Source organism: Arthrobacter sp. MMS24-S77, assembly GCF_054888235.1.
Window position 1 is genome coordinate 80,911 of the sequence record NZ_JBTZRN010000001.1, and the last position, 15,452, is coordinate 96,362.

The 15,452-nt window shown below is 63.6% G+C and carries 14 protein-coding genes; 12 read left to right on the plus strand and 2 right to left on the minus strand.

Annotation, left to right across the window (positions count from 1 at the left end; all coding sequences use genetic code 11):
• The first annotated feature begins 47 nt into the window (after positions 1–47).
• The 5 genes from ACX5I4_RS00390 to ACX5I4_RS00410 all read left to right on the plus strand — a co-directional run bounded on the left by ACX5I4_RS00390 (position 48) and on the right by ACX5I4_RS00410 (position 6,240).
• A complete protein-coding gene (locus ACX5I4_RS00390; protein ID WP_461834903.1) occupies positions 48–1,478 on the plus strand; it encodes an MFS transporter in 1,431 nt (476 codons plus the stop codon).
• Positions 1,475–2,686 carry an amidohydrolase gene (locus tag ACX5I4_RS00395; protein WP_461834904.1) on the plus strand — a complete coding sequence of 404 codons (1,212 nt, stop codon included), beginning with the start codon at positions 1,475–1,477 and terminating at the stop codon, positions 2,684–2,686. Before ACX5I4_RS00390 ends, ACX5I4_RS00395 begins: the two co-directional genes overlap by 4 nt.
• 144 nt (positions 2,687–2,830) lie before the next feature.
• Positions 2,831–4,177 (plus strand): acyltransferase family protein, encoded by a 1,347-nt coding sequence (locus ACX5I4_RS00400; RefSeq protein ID WP_461834905.1) that lies wholly within the window; start codon positions 2,831–2,833, stop codon positions 4,175–4,177.
• Complete coding sequence (locus tag ACX5I4_RS00405) at positions 4,174–4,530, plus strand: GNAT family N-acetyltransferase (protein WP_236814222.1); 357 nt, start codon at positions 4,174–4,176, stop codon at positions 4,528–4,530. The genes ACX5I4_RS00400 and ACX5I4_RS00405 overlap by 4 nt, the downstream gene beginning before the upstream one ends.
• Before the next feature lie 144 nt (positions 4,531–4,674).
• A complete protein-coding gene (locus ACX5I4_RS00410; protein WP_461834906.1) occupies positions 4,675–6,240 on the plus strand; it encodes a sigma-70 family RNA polymerase sigma factor in 1,566 nt (521 codons plus the stop codon).
• A gap of 132 nt (positions 6,241–6,372) precedes the next feature.
• Here the strand turns inward: ACX5I4_RS00410 and ACX5I4_RS00415 are convergent, their stop codons facing one another.
• Positions 6,373–6,711, minus strand: a complete 339-nt coding sequence (locus ACX5I4_RS00415; protein WP_461834907.1) for a hypothetical protein — start codon at positions 6,709–6,711, stop codon at positions 6,373–6,375.
• Positions 6,712–6,998: 287 nt separating this feature from the next.
• On the opposite strand from ACX5I4_RS00415, the gene ACX5I4_RS00420 reads away from it, so the two are divergent.
• Genes ACX5I4_RS00420 through ACX5I4_RS00440 form a run of 5 tightly spaced genes read left to right on the plus strand, consistent with a single transcriptional unit; the run spans position 6,999 to position 13,183 of the window.
• Positions 6,999–8,573 carry a pyridoxal phosphate-dependent decarboxylase family protein gene (locus tag ACX5I4_RS00420; protein ID WP_461834908.1) on the plus strand — a complete coding sequence of 525 codons (1,575 nt, stop codon included), beginning with the start codon at positions 6,999–7,001 and terminating at the stop codon, positions 8,571–8,573.
• The gene (locus ACX5I4_RS00425; RefSeq protein ID WP_461834909.1) at positions 8,570–9,916 is read left to right on the plus strand and encodes a lysine N(6)-hydroxylase/L-ornithine N(5)-oxygenase family protein; all 1,347 of its coding nucleotides are present in this window, start codon (positions 8,570–8,572) and stop codon (positions 9,914–9,916) included. Before ACX5I4_RS00420 ends, ACX5I4_RS00425 begins: the two co-directional genes overlap by 4 nt.
• Positions 9,913–10,503: a GNAT family N-acetyltransferase gene (locus tag ACX5I4_RS00430; RefSeq protein ID WP_461834910.1), complete on the plus strand. Its 591-nt coding sequence runs from the start codon at positions 9,913–9,915 to the stop codon at positions 10,501–10,503. Before ACX5I4_RS00425 ends, ACX5I4_RS00430 begins: the two co-directional genes overlap by 4 nt.
• Positions 10,500–12,365 carry an IucA/IucC family protein gene (locus ACX5I4_RS00435; RefSeq protein WP_461834911.1) on the plus strand — a complete coding sequence of 622 codons (1,866 nt, stop codon included), beginning with the start codon at positions 10,500–10,502 and terminating at the stop codon, positions 12,363–12,365. The genes ACX5I4_RS00430 and ACX5I4_RS00435 overlap by 4 nt, the downstream gene beginning before the upstream one ends.
• Before the next feature lie 41 nt (positions 12,366–12,406).
• Positions 12,407–13,183 (plus strand): SDR family NAD(P)-dependent oxidoreductase, encoded by a 777-nt coding sequence (locus ACX5I4_RS00440; RefSeq protein WP_461834912.1) that lies wholly within the window; start codon positions 12,407–12,409, stop codon positions 13,181–13,183.
• Here the strand turns inward: ACX5I4_RS00440 and ACX5I4_RS00445 are convergent.
• The gene (locus ACX5I4_RS00445; protein WP_461834913.1) at positions 13,149–14,237 is read right to left on the minus strand and encodes an FUSC family protein; all 1,089 of its coding nucleotides are present in this window, start codon (positions 14,235–14,237) and stop codon (positions 13,149–13,151) included. The two genes, ACX5I4_RS00440 and ACX5I4_RS00445, sit on opposite strands and share 35 nt — an antisense overlap.
• 196 nt (positions 14,238–14,433) lie before the next feature.
• Between ACX5I4_RS00445 and ACX5I4_RS00450 the strand changes: the two genes are divergently transcribed.
• Both ACX5I4_RS00450 and ACX5I4_RS00455 read left to right on the plus strand, forming a co-directional pair.
• Positions 14,434–14,889 carry an SRPBCC family protein gene (locus tag ACX5I4_RS00450; RefSeq protein ID WP_461834914.1) on the plus strand — a complete coding sequence of 152 codons (456 nt, stop codon included), beginning with the start codon at positions 14,434–14,436 and terminating at the stop codon, positions 14,887–14,889.
• Positions 14,886–15,428: a GNAT family N-acetyltransferase gene (locus ACX5I4_RS00455; RefSeq protein ID WP_461834915.1), complete on the plus strand. Its 543-nt coding sequence runs from the start codon at positions 14,886–14,888 to the stop codon at positions 15,426–15,428. The genes ACX5I4_RS00450 and ACX5I4_RS00455 overlap by 4 nt, the downstream gene beginning before the upstream one ends.
• Positions 15,429–15,452: the final 24 nt, after the last annotated feature.

The following is a 15,452-nucleotide window of genomic DNA, read 5'->3' on the forward strand; positions in this document are numbered from 1 at the left end:
CATCCGAAGACCCAGGCAAAGAAGCCCCCCAACACTCAAGGAAGCACATGGCAAGCAAGACAGCACCTCCAGCGACGGCGGCCACCGCTCGCCGGACCATCACTGGAATGATCGTGGCGATGGCCCTGATCGAATCACTCAGCGGAGTCACCCAGGGTTACCTGAACCCGATCCTCCCCGCCTTGGGGCCGACCTTCTCGATCGACGACCCCACCATCAACGGCATCTTCCTTATCTCAAACGTGAGTTTTGCGGTGCTCACTCCGATCATCTCGCGGCTCGGCGACAGCTACGGATACAGGCTCGTGCTCCGCTGGTCGACGGCGGTAGTTGCGGCCGGCGTCGTCATGATGGCTTTGTGGCCGTCGCTGTGGACGGTGACAGCCGGCGTCGTCATGCTTACGTCCGTGGTTGGCTTCATTCCGCTCATGATGGGCATCCTGCGGGCGAGCAACCCCGCCCAGACCCGCACGGGCGTCAGCGTGATGATCGGAATACTCATGATCATGTTCGGTGCGGGAGGACTGCTTGCAGGAATCATCGGCGTCGACGATCCTACCCTCGGTTTCTGGGTGGCGGTGCCGTTCGCGGTTGTGGGGTTGCTTTGCTCCTTCGTCCTGCCCGACGCCGGGACCCCCACCCGTGAGGGACTCGCCCTGCTGCCGCTCCTAGCATGTTCCCTCGGCCTGATTGGCTTTGTGGTGGCCCTTTCGATGGGCCCGGACTGGGGTTGGCTGGATGCCAAGACGCTCGGCTCCGGAATCCTTGGCCTTGCATTGTTGGCCTACTGGGTGGTCCTGGACTCTCGAAGCACCATTGGGAAGCGGTTCATGGACCTGCGCATGCTCGCCATTCCGCGCATCCGGACGGTCTCGCTCGCCACCTTCTTCTTCGGTTTTGCCTCGATCAGCTACTTCGGTATCAACGGCATATTCCTGTATTCAAACCCGGACAAGACTGGCTACGGGTTCGCGCTGAGCTCCCTCATGATCGCCATCGTCCTGGCGGTGGCATCGGTGCTCTCGCTACTTTCCTCGCTCCTGACCTCGAGGGCGCTCAGCCTGTTCGGCGAACGGGCAACCCTGGTATTCGCCGGTCTCCTGCTGGCCGGCGGCTTCCTGGTCATGGCAGCTGCGCACGGTTCCCTGGCCGGGTACTGCGCCGGATTCGCCATGTTCAACCTGAGCCTTGGCATGTACCAGGCGGGAACCCGGGCTCTGTCCGTGGAGGGTGTTCCGCTCGAAGAAACCTCGACGGCGGCCGGCCTCAACGAGCTGGCGCTGTCCGTCGGCATCGCGGTGGGTGCCGCCGTCGTGAAGCTCATCTCCTCGTCCTCCGTCCAATCCGGGCACATCAGCGAGGGTGGGCTGCTGTCCATCTGGATTGCGCTGGCCGTCGCTGCCCTGATCGCCGCGGCAGCCGCCGCCCGTTACCCGAAGCGCGAAGCCGCGGCGACAACCGCAGGGGTCGCCGCATGAAAGCCGCTGCCATGAAGGCCGCCTCCCTGGAAACCGCAACGCCCGCCACGGTCTCTTCGGCCGCCGTCGAACGCTCTGTCTCAGCCGCGCTGGAAAGGTGGGCGCCGGAAATCCTCGGCCTGAGCCACGCGATCCATGCCGATCCGGAGCTCAGCGGCCAGGAGTTCCGGGCCGCCAAGCGAGTTAGCCGGCTGCTCCGGAGTGCGGGCTTCAGCTTTGAAGGACCGCAGCCAGTGCTCCCGGCTTCGTTCAGCGCGCGGTTCGGGACCGGCGAGCTGGTTGTCGCACTGTGTGTTGAATACGACGCCTTGCCCGCTATCGGGCATGCGTGCGGACACAATGTGAACGCGGCCTGTGCCGTGGGCGCGGCACTCGCGCTCGCATCCGTCGCTGACGAGCTCGGCATCACCGTCAAAGTCCTCGGCACTCCGGCGGAGGAGACAAGCGGGGGCAAGGTCGACCTCATCGGTGAAGGCTTCTTCGAAGATGTATCCCTGGCGATGATGGCCCATGCCGGCGGAGAAGATGTCATCGGCGGCTCATCCTTGGCCATGGGCATGTGGGACGTGCTTTACGAGGGCCGCCCGGCGCACGCCGCAGCCGCTCCATCCGAGGGGGTCAATGCCCTCGACGCGCTCGTGGTTGCACAGACGGCCATTGCCTTGGCGCGGCAGCAGCTTCCGCCCGGCTCGGTTGTTTCGCTGATCGTGACGGAAGGCGGGAGCGCCGTCAACGTCATACCCGAGCGGGCGCGGGCAAGCGTGGAATTGCGTTCGCCCAGCATCAGGAACCTGCGCATCATCGAGGAACGGGTGCGGCGTTGCCTGGAGGCTGGCGCACTTGCCAGCGGGAGCACGCTCAAGGTCACCCCCACGGGCAATGCGTACGCCGAACTCACGCAGGACCGGTTCCTTTCCGAGGCCTACCGGGACGCGATGTCGGCCAGGGGGAGGGCCGTTGTGTTCAACGAAGAACCAGTGGCTTCAACAGACATGGGCAACGTCTCGCAACTGGTTCCGAGCATTCATCCGTTGCTCGGCTACGACGTGCGCGGGGCCGCGCACCACACCGCCGAGTTTGCTGCCCACGGCTCCTCGGCCTCCGCGGACCGGGCAGTCCTGGACGGCGCTTTCGGATTGGCACTGGCCGCCAGCGCGGCTGCCGGCGATCCGCGGCAACGGGAACGGCTGCTGAACGTGCGTCGCTAAACGCCGAGATCGTGGGTGCGGCTCCACAGCTGCGTTCCGGCACGCAGCCCCCGGGCCGCGCCCACGAATTCACACTGTCCGCCCTCTCTGGTTCCCGCCGTCGAGCGGGCGGACAATGGACTCAGCAGTTCGCAAGGGAGCGCAATGGGATTCTTGAGGCAACAGAAGGTATCCGCGGGCCGGGCTACGCTCGGCGGCTCACGTGATCCCGTGATCGATCTGGCCCGGTTCTTTTGCCTCATCCTGGTGGTGCTCTCGCATTGCATGATGGTCAGCCCCGTCCTGCACCCCGACGGCACCGTCACCACCGAAAATACCCTCATGGAACAGCGCTGGTTCGAACCCGTGCTGTGGGTGTTCCAGGTGATGCCGCTGTTCTTCGTCCTGGGCGGCATCACCGGACTGGGATCATGGCGGCGGCTCCGTGCGCGCGGGGGTACCGGCGTGGACTATGCGCAACTGCGGCTCCTGCGCCTCATCCGCCCGGCAACTGCGCTGCTGGCCTCGATGTTCGTGGGACTGTGGGCAGCGCTCCTTCTGGGCGTCGACCCGCAGGTAGTCCAGCTCATCGCCACCGGCGCGGGCATGCCGCTGTGGTTCCTGGCCGCTTACCTTGCTACCCAACTCAGCGTCCCCTTGCTGGCCCGGCTGCACGGTCATTCCCCCTGGTTGACCCTCAGCGGGTTGGTGGCCGCGGTGATCACCCTCGACTCCCTGCGCGGGGCTTTTCCGATGCTCGCCTTCGTCAACATGCTCTTTGTCTGGTGCGCGGTCCAGCAATTCGGCTTCTTCATCGCCGACGGAATCTTCGCTGGACGCAGCCGAGGCTGGTTCGTGGGGTTGATTGTCGGCAGCAACTTGCTGCTGGGGTTCGTGACCGGAATCGGGGTCTACTCCGGGAACATGATCGTGGACCTGAATCCGCCCAACTTCTGCATGCTGCTCTTGGGCCTGTCGCAGGCGGCCACCTTGCAGTTGCTGCGCCCGGGCCTGGAATGGGTGGCGCGGGTGCGCTGGGTGCGCTGGGTGGTGGCCGTGGCGGGCCGGCGGTCCATGACGGTTTATCTGTGGCATTTGCCGCTGCTTGCAGCTTTTTCCGGTCTGCTTCTGCTCACGGATTTCCCCAAGCCAGCGGCCGGTACCGCCGAATGGTGGTGGGCCCGCCCACTGGTGCTGCTCGCCGTCGTCGTACTCTTGTTGCCGGTCCTGCTGCTGTGCGGCAGGCTCGAAGAACGCCCGACGGCGGCCGTCCACGCGCGCGGCAGGGCGCACGCCGCGGTGGTGACTGCCGGCGTCGTGGTCTTCATTCCGGTGGTGGACGCCGGCTATAACGGACTGACGCTGACCCTTCTGGGTGGGGGAGCGGCGTGCTTCGCGCTCGCGGTGCTGCTGCTGGGACGGGTGCCGGCCAGAGCCCTTTCCCCGGCGGTTCCCGATGCCCCCACAGTGCCATTGCCAGAGCCCGGTTTACGTGCGAATCTCGACTCATGACTGAGTTCACGGATTCAACCGCAGAGTCGTTCAGCCCGGACGTCACAACGGTCAGGAACGACAAATTCCACCGCTACGAGCTTCTGGTTGACGGTGAAGTGGCCGTGATCTCGCAGTTCATGGACAAGCCCGGCCACATCGACTTCCTCCACACCGAGACCCGCCCCCAGTTCAAGGGCCGCGGGCTGGCCAAGGTCCTGGCGCACTTTGCCCTGGACGACGTGGTGGCCTCCGGCAAGCGGATCATTCCGCATTGCCCGTTCATCGCCGCCTATCTGCGCAAGCATGAGGGCTACGAGCTCGACGTCGATTGGCCGCCGGAACCGCCGGTGGGGGAGCCGGACAACGAATAGTCAGGGCATAGCCGGGACCAGTGTAAGTTTCAAGTCACATGCAAACTGCTGTCACACTGGATTGCTATGGAGCAGGTTTCTGATTACGGATCGAGTGGCTCGCGCCCGTCCTGGGATGCGGGGACCCGCGGCGACCCTCAAATCATGGCGATGGTGCGTGAGGGTGACGCCTCCGCCTTCGAGGTCCTCTATCGGCGTCATGTGGCAGCTGCCCAATATGTTGCCCGCGCCCAAACGGACAACGTCAATGACGCCGACGACGTCGTATCGGAGGCATTCGCTTCGATTTTCCAAGCCCTCACGGAGGGCAAGGGCCCGGATCAGTTCTTCCGTTCCTATCTCCTGACTGCCGTGCGGCGAATCGCCCACGACCGGAACCGGAAGGCCAGGCGTACGCAGGCCGTGGGGGATGGCGCCATTTTGGACACGGTTGCAGTCGACGCGGACAGGGTCCTTGAGACCTTTGAGTCAAGCACCATGGTGAAGGCCTTCACCTCTCTTCCGGAGCGCTGGCAGGCGGTGCTCTGGCATGTGGACATCGAAGGCCTGAAGCCAGCCGCGGCCGCGCCTTTCATCGGACTGAGCCCGAATGGAGTCTCGTCGCTCGCGATCCGGGCGCGTGAAGGACTTCGGCAGGCCTATTTGCAGAACCACATCAGCCTGGCCGGCGACGACCCATGCCTTGAGTATTCAAGCCAGCTCGGAAAATATGCCCGTGATGGACTCAAACGTACGTCCCACGAAAAGGTCAAGGCCCATCTGGAGACGTGTTCGAAATGTACGGCTGTGCTGGTGGAACTCCATGACGTCCAGTCGAGCATGCGGGCAGCTGTCTTCCCGCTCGTGGCCGGGATCCTGTTCACGCGTGCCGTGGCCGCTGGTTTCCTTCCCGCGGAGGCTCTGACCCCCGGAGTAGGCGATCCGAAAGCAGCCGGACAGTGGCCTGGGAGTGGCATCTGGAAGATGGCAGTCGCCGCGCTGGTCCTGGCTGGTCTCGCGATTGCAGGGGTCCTCATGTGGCTCGGACGGACTGCGCCTATCGTCGCAGCCGATGCTGCGAGCAGCGCGACTGCGGCCCCTCGGTCCGTGCCGGAAGTCGCGCCGACACTGTCGGCCCCCTTACCAAGCCCGGTCCCGACGTCGGACCCGCCTGCCATGGCGGCACCCGAGCCTCCCGCGCCCGTGCCCGTTGCTGCGCCGGTCCCTCACAGGACCGCACCCGCGGTGGTTCCCGTGCCGCGAAAGACGGCCAAGGCGATCAACTCCGTAGGGGTTGTCACACCCCCCGTTCCACAACCCTCCGCCACGGTCGTCACAACCCCGGTTCCGCAACCTTCCACCACGTCGGCGCCACCCCCACAAACCGTCTCAGCTTCCTTCGGCAGTCAGCCAGGCACTGCCCCGTCGGAACGGCAGATCGATGTGGACTTCTCGCTGCAGGGTGAGGGCTCACCGACCTCGGGGGAAGCGATCTTCAGCCTTTCGTCCGAAGCAACATTCGTCCCCGGGAAACTCGTGGCTCCGGCCGGCTGGACCTGCCCGGACCAGTCGGCTGGCTATGTCCGCTGCACCACGTCTTCGATCGACCCCCACAGCCTTCATTTCACGCTGGACGCCATGATTTCCAGCGGAGCTGGGGAGGCCACGCTGAGCTACCAATTCAGCGGACAAAACATCACCACGACGACATTCACCAACACTTTCCACTAGGCACATTCGGGGGTCAATCGGGCCCTTCGAAAATTAGTTTCACTTTTCGCGTCACGAATCGCGAACACCCCTCACTTTTTAAGTGGGTGGTCGTTTCAACTCGACCATCCGTCCAGGGTTCAAATCGGGGACCTACCCCTGTGCCGTCCTTTTCTGCCATTGCCGGGCGTGCCAGAACAGCAGCGTCGCCAGGATCAGGGCGGCGGCCAAAAGGAGTTGTGGAGTCATGTTTACCAGGATGTAGGCGAGCGGCATTGCATTTGGCTGACCCATGGTGAACGGAGTTGTGGCCTCGTTGACGAGGAGAATGATCGCCATGACTAACAGCAGCTCCAGCATCCATAGCCCGATAATGAACGGATTTACGTTGGCCCTTCGCCGATCCGCTTCGGGAGTTTCTAGGTGGTGCTCCAACGCATTCCCATGTTCGTCGATTTCGCGGAATTCAATCCTTGCTTGAGCCTCGTCCATTGCTTCTTCCCCCTGATTTGGTGGCCGTTGTCCCACCCTTGGCGGTGCTCGGCACACGTTTTGAGGCACTCTACAGCGTGAGACCAGCCGCGGCCACCAGCCGCCGAGCGCTGCAAAAGCGGTCAAAGTAGACCTTCCGGGGCGCGAATTCCAGTCACACCCCACGCGCATCATCGGTCGGTGAATTAGGGCACAAAAGTTTGACGAAAAGGCAAACCTAAGTAAGGCTTACCTTGCTTCTTGGCGAAGCAAACTCAGTGTCTCAACCCCGACGGAAGGAAGCCGACGTGACGTCGCCCAGTGTCGAAGACCGGATTGAACCGGACCAGGATTTCGGCTCCAATGTGGAGCGGGCCCTTGCAGCCACCAACCAGCTTTTCAATGCCCGAAATTCGCCGAGTTACGTCGCTCAGGTGCTTCAGGGTGTCAATGCAGTCGCCACCAAGGTGCAGCGGACCGCCCACCCGTTCACCGGCGTCGGGCATGCCGAAATGGCGGCCCGCGTGGCCGCCGTCGACCTTGCACGCCCGCTTCCGGACACCGCAGCAGCCCTCGAAGAGCTTGACGAGCTCTACCTCAAAGACGCCATCTACTTTCACGATTCCCGCTACGCCGCGCACTTGAACTGCCCCGTGGTGATCCCGGCGCTGCTAGGCGAAGCGGTACTGTCCGCCGTCAACTCGTCCATGGACACGTGGGACCAAAGCATTGGCGCCACGATGATCGAGCGCCGCCTGATCGACTGGACTGCCGAACGCCTCGGCTTCGGCAAAGACGCCGACGGGGTCTTCACTTCAGGCGGCAGCCAATCCAATTTCCAGGCCCTCCTGATCGCCCGAAATCATGCCGTGGCCAAGCTCCGGACCGAAAACGGCGAGGCGCGGTTGCCCTCGCTGCTTGAGCGACTCCGGATCTTCACCTCGGCGGACAGCCATTTCAGCATCCAGAAGTCGGCGTCGATGCTGGGCTTGGGCTTCGATGCCGCGGTCGCAGTGCGGACCGGCGCGGATCACCGCATGGACCCCGCTGCTCTAGCCGCAGCCCTCGCTGAGGCGAACGACGCCGGACTGGTGCCGGTGGCGGTTGTAGCCACCGCCGGGACTACTGACTTCGGAGCGGTGGACCCGCTCGCAGAGCTCGCTGCCTTGGCCCGTGCCTATGATTCCTGGCTGCACGTTGACGCTGCATACGGCGGCGGCTTGCTCGTCTCCAATCGCTACCGGCATCTCCTCGAAGGCACCCGCCTGGCTGACTCGGTGACCGTGGACTTCCACAAGACCTTCTTCCAGCCGGTGAGTTCCAGCGCCGTGCTGCTCCGCGATGGCGCCATGATGCGCCATGTCACCTATTACGCCGACTACCTGAATCCCGAGAGCGCTGCGCTGGCCGAAATCCCCAACCAGGTGGACAAGAGCATCCAGACCACCCGCCGTTTCGATGCCCTCAAGCTCTGGCTGACGCTGCGCATCATGGGCGCCGATGCCGTCGGCGCGTTGTTTGACGAGGCGATCGATCTCGCCGGACGCGTCGGCTCCCTGCTCGCCGACGATCCGGACTTCGAACTCGCGTCGAAACCGCATTTGAGCACCCTCGTTTTCCGCTACCGTCCGCTCGCTGGGGGAGTCAGGCTCGGAGAGGACGCAAGCGATGTCCTCAACCCCGCCATCCGCGCCGCGATCTTTGCCTCGGGGCAGGCTGTTATTGCTGGAACCACAGTGGCCGGCCGCCACTACTTGAAGTTCACCCTCCTCAACGCCGAGGCCACCATGGGCGACATTCAGGAAATCATCGACCTCATCCGGCGGACAGGCGCACGCCTTCTCACGAATCAGACCGCTGACCAGGCGAAGGGCGCAGCATGAGGACTCACGAACCGAACGCCAGGATCTACGACGTCGCAGGCATTGGCGTCGGGCCCTTCAACCTGGGTCTCGCCGCCCTCTGTGAGCCGCTGGACGGGCTGGACTGTGTGTTCCTGGAGCGCCAGGAATCCTTCGACTGGCACCCGGGGATGATGCTGGAGCCCGCGCACCTGCAGGTTCCGTTCATGGCGGACCTCGTGACGTTGGCGGATCCCACGTCCAAATACTCCTTCCTGAACTTCCTCAAACAGACTGGCCGCCTGTACCGCTTTTACATCCGGGAGAACTTCTACCCGTTGCGCGCCGAGTTCAACCAGTACTGCCAGTGGGTGGCCGGCCAGTTGCCATCGGTGCGTTTTAGCGCCGATGTGCTAGATGTGGCGTACGACGACGGCGTGTACCGGCTTTCGGTCCAAAGCCCGGGTGGCGCTGAGGTGCTTCGCGCCCGGCGGCCGGTGTTGGGCACGGGGACTTCTCCGTACATCCCCGATGCTTGTGCGGGAATTGTGGGCGGCGGTGGACTTGTCCTCCACAACGCCGACTACCTGTTGAGGAAGAGTGAACTCCGGTCCAAGCGGAGCATTACCATCGTGGGCAGCGGCCAGAGCGCGGCTGAGATCTACTACGAGCTCCTGCAGGAGATCGATGTCCACGGTTACCAGTTGAACTGGGTAACCCGCTCGGGCAGGTTTTTTCCGCTGGAATACACCAAGCTCACACTCGAGATGACCTCGCCGGAGTATGTGGATTACTTCCATTCCCTTCCGCCGGAACAGCGCGATTCGGTCATCAGCAGCCAGAAGAACTTGTACAAGGGCATCAACTCGGAGCTGATCGACGGCATCTACGATCTCCTCTACACGAAGAGCCTCGCCGGTATGGTGGACACGCAACTGCACACGCACTCAAGCCTGGTGGACGCCGAGTGGGACCCGACGGCTGGCACCCACACTTTGCAGCTGCACCATGAAGAACACGGCCGCGGCTACGCCCTTGAGTCCGAGGCGGTAGTCCTCGCCACCGGCTACTCCTACCAGGAACCGGCGCTCCTCTCGGGGATCCAGGACCGCATCCGCCGCGACGCGAAAGGCCGTTTCGACGTCGAGCGCAACTACGGCACCGGCGTCGAACCGGGCGAAATTTTCGTCCAGAATGCTGAACTGCACACGCACGGCTTCGTCACCCCGGACTTGGGGATGGCCGCGTACCGAAACTCCTGCATCCTGCGCGAAATCACCGGCCGGGAGGTCTACCCGGTTGAGCGCAGCATCGCGTTCCAGCAGTTCGGGGCGCCTGCTCCCGCTGAGGCGTCGGCCAAGGTTCCTTCGGAGGCCCGGGCATGACATTCACCTTCCGTTTGGTTGATCCTGCCGCAGATGCACTTGTCCTCCACAGCTGGGTGAGCCTGGAGTACGCGCGCTTTTGGGGCATGTTGTCCGCAACAGTCCAGGACGTTGTGGAGGAGTACTCGCGCATCGCGGCCAGCGGTCACCACCAAGCGTTCCTGGGGCTCGACGACGGCGTCCCTGCGTTCCTGATGGAGCGGTACCGGCCCGCCGAGTCACCTTTGGCCGACGTCTACAACGTGCTTCCGGGCGACACCGGGATGCATCTCCTTGTGGCGCCGCCGTCCGAGGCTCCAACTCCGGGCTACACCACTGCCGTCATGCAGGCCGTCATGGCTTACCTCTTCGAAGATCCGGAGACGGAGCGGATCGTGGTGGAACCGGATGTCCGTAATCACAAGATCCACGTCCTCAACCAGCGCGTCGGCTTCCGGCCGAGCGGCGTGGTGACGCTCCCCGCCGTCGAACCTTCGGAAGAGCGCAAGCAGGCCCTGCTCAGCCTTTGCACCCGCGCGGATTTCCATGCGACCCTGACCCCCATCCTGGCCGCGCCCGCCGCGGCGACCCTAGGAGAGACCCTGTGACCATCACAGCTGAAACCATCGCCAGCCAAGCCGGCTCATCCACCTCCCATCTGGACCCTGAACGCTGGGCCCTCGCCAATCGGCACCTCGTCCGCAAAGCGCTCGCCGAGTTCTCGCACGAGCGGATCCTGATGCCGGAGCTGGTTGAGCCCGAGCTGCTCCGTAAGGGAGGCCTTGGTCTCTACCGCGTGGTCAGCGACGACGCGACGGTCGAGTACCGCTTCCATGCCCGAATCCTCGAGCTGGATCATTGGTCCATCCCCGGGGAATCCATCGTGCGCTTTGAGCTTGGGGCCGCTGAAGTTGAACCCGGACTACCCCTTGATGCGTTGTCCTTCATCACCGAATTCCGTGACACCCTGGGCATCCGGGAGGAAATGCTCCCCGTCTACCTTGAGGAAGTCAGCAGCACGCTCGCGAGCCACGCCTACAAACAGGGCACAGGCCGAAGCTCAGCCGAGCTGGTTGCGGGGATCTCCGGCGGTTCGGACCCCGCGGCCGACTTCCAGGCGATTGAAAGGAGCATGACCGAGGGGCACCCGTGCTTCATCGCCAACAACGGCAGGCTTGGTTTCGGGATCTCGGACTACCACTCCTTCGCCCCGGAAACGGGCGCCGCAGTGCAACTGCAATGGATCGCGGTCCACCGGAGTAGAGCCGTGTTCACCTCCAAGGCCGGGCTGGACTACCGCACGCACTTTGAGGCCGAGCTCGGCCCCGCCACCCTGGCTAGTCTCGAAGCAGAGTTGTTGGCCATTGGTGCGGACCCAGGGGACTACTTGCTGATGCCCGTGCACCCCTGGCAGTGGGACAACAAGCTCAGCGTGACGTTTGCGGCAGAAATCGCCCAACGCCACATCGTCCACCTGGGTACTGGGGAGGATGTTTACCAGGCACAGCAGTCCATCCGGACGTTTTTCAACACCACTGCGCCGGAGAAGCCGTACGTGAAGACGGCAATGTCCGTGCTGAACATGGGCTTTATGCGCGGTCTCTCCCCGGAATACATGAAGGCCACTCCCGCCATCAACGATTGGCTCCAGCAACTCATCGACCATGACCAGGAGCTCCAGGACCGGGGCCTGGCCATGATCCGCGAGAAAGCAGCAATCGGTTACCACAACCACTATTACGAGGCCGCGTCCGCCAAGGGGTCCCCCTACCGGAAGATGCTCTCGGCGCTGTGGAGGGAAAGCCCGCTTCCCTTGCTCACAGACGGTCAACAGTTGGCTACCATGGCTTCGCTCCTGCACGTTGATGCCGACGGTGCTTCCGTGGTCTCCGCCTTGATCAGGCGCTCCGGCCTGGCCCCTGTTGAGTGGCTGCGGCGCTATTTCGAGGCGTACCTCGTTCCCTTGGTCCATTTCCTCTATGAGTACGAGCTCGCGCTCATGCCCCACGGTGAAAACGTCATCCTGGTGCTGGAAGACGGCGTTCCGGTGCAGGCCATCATGAAAGACATCGGCGAGGAAATCGTGGTGATGGGGGAGCGCCTGCAGCTTCCGGAGGAAGTCTCGCGCATCAAGGCGCAGATCCCGGCGGAGGAAATGGTGCTCGCCGTCTTCGCGGACGTTTTCGACTGCATCTTCCGTTTCCTCGCTGCCATTCTCGTGGAGGACGGCACGCTCGGCGAGGACGAAATCTGGGCGACGGCCGCCGTCGTCGTGCGGGAATACCAGCAGCGACATCCGGAACTGGCGGAGCAGTTCGCCAAGCACGAGCTCTTCGCACCTGACTTCGAGCTTTCGTGCCTGAACCGCCTGCAACTGCGCAACAACCAACACATGCTGGATCTCGCGGACCCATCCGGTGGACTGCAAATGGCCGGGCGACTGAACAACCCGCTGGCGAAGTTCGCGTAGGCGCAGCCCGCTCGGGGGCCTGACGGGACTAGTCTGGGCGCATGACAACTCGTGCCAACGAACTCACAGCCTTGGTGACCGGTGCTACAGCCGGGTTAGGGGCGGAATTCGCCCGCCAGTTGGCCGAATCCGGTCACCATCTGGTCCTCGTGGCCCGCGACGAAGGCAGACTGCGGGCTACCGCGGAGGTGCTTGAACGGGACTTCAGCATCTCGGTGGAGGTTCTGCCCGCCGACCTGACCTCCGACGTCGGGGTTGCGGCTGTGGCGGACCGGTTGCGGGACGCTTCGCGGCCGGTGGACGTGCTGGTCAACAATGCCGGCATCGGTCTCCTGAAGTCCTTCGAGAAGAACGATCTGGAAGACGAAAAGCGGCATTTGCGCTTGCATGTCCAGACGCCCCTGGAGCTGTGCCACGCGGCCTTGGAAGTCATGCTTGCCCGAAAGACGGGCCGGATCATCAACGTTGCAAGCGTTGCAGCCTTTGCGAACCGGGGCAGTTATTCGGCCGCCAAGGCCTGGCAGGTCAGCTTCAGCCGCTGGGCCAACCTTGCCTATGCAGGCAGCGGGGTGAAAGTCACGGCGGTGTGCCCGGGCTTCACACACACCGAATTCCACGATCGCATGGGCATGGACAAATCGGTTGCTCCGCGCTTCCTATGGCTCAAGGCCGAGCGTGTTGTCCGGGAAGGGTTGGAAGACAACGCCAAAGGCAGAGGGGTATCCATCCCGACGAAGCGCTACAAGGTGATTACCGCCGTCGCGCGCGTCCTGCCAGCGAAACTTACTTCGGGTCCGCCTCGCCGCCCGGCGAAGTAGCCCGGCCCCGCAGCCTGGGTGCCTGGACCAGCACAGCCACCGCGATCCCGATCACGGCGCCCACGAAAGTCTCCACTCCGCGCTCCAGGACAAGCACGCCAGGATCTGCGGGGGCCGCCAGCTGGGTCATGAGCAGGATGACCGGGGTGAAGAACACCATGGCCCAGCCGTAATGCCGAGCCATGAACAGCTCGGTGGGGAACTGGAAACCGATCACCAGCAGGGCCAGGATGAGTGCGGTGTGTCCCGGGAAATACTGCAGCGGGGACAGCGGGCTTGGAAAGAGCACGACGGCGACAATCGCCAATCCGAGGAACGTCCCCACAATGCGGTGGATGCCGCGGTGTAGCCGGCTGGGCATATCGGCTCCGGCAAGCGGAACGGCGGCCGCAGCCATGGCCCAGTGCGGGTGCCCGCTGCCCGTGAGCACTCCGCACGCGCCTGCTGCGCCGACGGCGAGCACGTACCGGGCCGCGTGGACCCCGGCTGCCTGGCGCAACTGCGCGCTGAATGCCGGAATGTCCCGGGTGGCGCCCCGTTGCCAGGCCCGGTGCCGAAGCCAACCGGCAAAACCCACCACTATCGAGAACGCTGCCGATGCCGCGCAGATCAGGACTGCGACAGGAAATGGAATGGTCGCGGGAACGGAAGCGCATGCTCCCAACGCCAAGATTCCGAAGAAGGGGCCGTTGGGCTTGAGCCGTACCTTGTCCGAGAAGAGCGAACCTACGCCTGCCAGGAGTGCCTCCACCGCTACCAATCCCCATGAATGGATGTGGGAGACGGACAAGAACGTGCCCACTGAGACGCCGGCCAAGAGCACAGCGGCGGCTTGGGCTTGGTGCTTGAGCCGTAATTGGTGCGACTCGGCGCGGCCGTACATGCCGGTCAAGGCACCGAACACGGCGTAAATGATGAGGTCCGGCCGGCCAATGGCCAGGAGCGCAAGCGCCGGGACGGCGACGCTCAGCGCGACCCGGATGGCAGCAAGGTGATCGTCGCTTACCGGCGGAACCGTGTGAAGGGCGCGGGCATGGGCCAAGATTGATCGCAAAGGGACACCACCAATCATTTCAGCCGACCCTTCGGAAGGTATCAGGACCTCAAGATCCGCACCATTAGCTGGGTCACAACGTTGCTGCGTGTTTCCCAATTGACTCGCAGTAGTTGTCGTTTTGAGCCCTCATAACGACAACTACTGCGAGTTAGTTGGGTCGACGGGTGTTTCGAAACAGTGGCAGGATCGAACCATGACTGTGTCGTTCACCTGCCACACCCGCGTCCGACGTGAGCCCGGCGAGCTCTTCGACCTCGCGCGTACCGTCGAAGCGCACGTCGGCTCCATGGCCAAGTCCCGGGAACGTGCCGTGGCCGGAGTGGTGTCCGGACTGCTGTCCGAAGGGGACGAGGTCACCTGGCAGGCTTGGCATTTCGCCTTGCCTTTGCGGATGACCAGCCGCATCACCCAGTTTCGCTTCCCTGATTCCTTTACAGATGAGCAAGTGCGCGGTCCCTTCCGCTTTTTCCGCCACGTCCATGAGTTCATTCCCGACGACGGCGGCACACTCATGATCGATCGCGTCGAGTTCGCGGCGCCCTTCGGAGTGTTGGGCCGGCTTGCGGAGAAAGCATTCCTCGGGCAATACCTGCAGAACCTCATTGAACAGCGCAATCGATACCTTGCCCGCAACGGGGCCGCAGCATGATCAGGGCGGCCCGCGCGGGCGAGCTGGAGCGGCTGCGCGGGATCGAATTCGCCGCGGGCGAGATCTTCCGGTCTTGCGGAATGGACGCCATCGCTGACGACGAGCCGTTGACGGTCACTGAGCTGGCGCTCTTCCAATCGCGCGGCGGTGCTTTGGTGCTTGCGGACGCATTGGACGTTCCCGTGGCCTATCTCCTGCTTGAGCATCTGGACGGCAACGCGCATGTGGAGCAATTGAGTGTCCATCCTTCGCATGCGCGGCGAGGTCTCGGACGTGAGTTGCTTGACGCTGCCGAAAAGTGGGCACAGGCCGAGGGGTTGGCGTGGCTGACCCTGACCACCTTCCGCGATGTTCCCTGGAATGCGCCCTACTATCGCAGGCTGGGTTTCGAAGAGCTGGACCCGGACATGCTCGACGACGGGCTGCGCGGGATCCTGGAGTGCGAGGCGTTGGTGGGTCTGAGCCGCTGGCCGAGGATCGCCATGCGGCGGCGGGTCAGGTCAATCCTCGCCCAAGAAGATTCTGTCAGTTTGCATTGACAGAATCATGGTGTCAGTCCAAAC

Excerpts from the sequence above, each read along its gene's own strand:
- ACX5I4_RS00390 (WP_461834903.1), top strand. The coding sequence starts at position 48 with ATGGCAAGCAAGACAGCACCTCCAGCGACGGCGGCCACCGCTCGCCGG.
- ACX5I4_RS00395 (WP_461834904.1), top strand. The coding sequence starts at position 1,475 with ATGAAAGCCGCTGCCATGAAGGCCGCCTCCCTGGAAACCGCAACGCCC.
- ACX5I4_RS00400 (WP_461834905.1), top strand. The coding sequence starts at position 2,831 with ATGGGATTCTTGAGGCAACAGAAGGTATCCGCGGGCCGGGCTACGCTC.
- ACX5I4_RS00405 (WP_236814222.1), top strand. The coding sequence starts at position 4,174 with ATGACTGAGTTCACGGATTCAACCGCAGAGTCGTTCAGCCCGGACGTC.
- ACX5I4_RS00410 (WP_461834906.1), top strand. The coding sequence starts at position 4,675 with ATGGCGATGGTGCGTGAGGGTGACGCCTCCGCCTTCGAGGTCCTCTAT.
- ACX5I4_RS00415 (WP_461834907.1), bottom strand. The coding sequence starts at position 6,711 with ATGGACGAGGCTCAAGCAAGGATTGAATTCCGCGAAATCGACGAACAT.
- ACX5I4_RS00425 (WP_461834909.1), top strand. The coding sequence starts at position 8,570 with ATGAGGACTCACGAACCGAACGCCAGGATCTACGACGTCGCAGGCATT.
- ACX5I4_RS00430 (WP_461834910.1), top strand. The coding sequence starts at position 9,913 with ATGACATTCACCTTCCGTTTGGTTGATCCTGCCGCAGATGCACTTGTC.
- ACX5I4_RS00440 (WP_461834912.1), top strand. The coding sequence starts at position 12,407 with ATGACAACTCGTGCCAACGAACTCACAGCCTTGGTGACCGGTGCTACA.
- ACX5I4_RS00450 (WP_461834914.1), top strand. The coding sequence starts at position 14,434 with ATGACTGTGTCGTTCACCTGCCACACCCGCGTCCGACGTGAGCCCGGC.
- ACX5I4_RS00455 (WP_461834915.1), top strand. The coding sequence starts at position 14,886 with ATGATCAGGGCGGCCCGCGCGGGCGAGCTGGAGCGGCTGCGCGGGATC.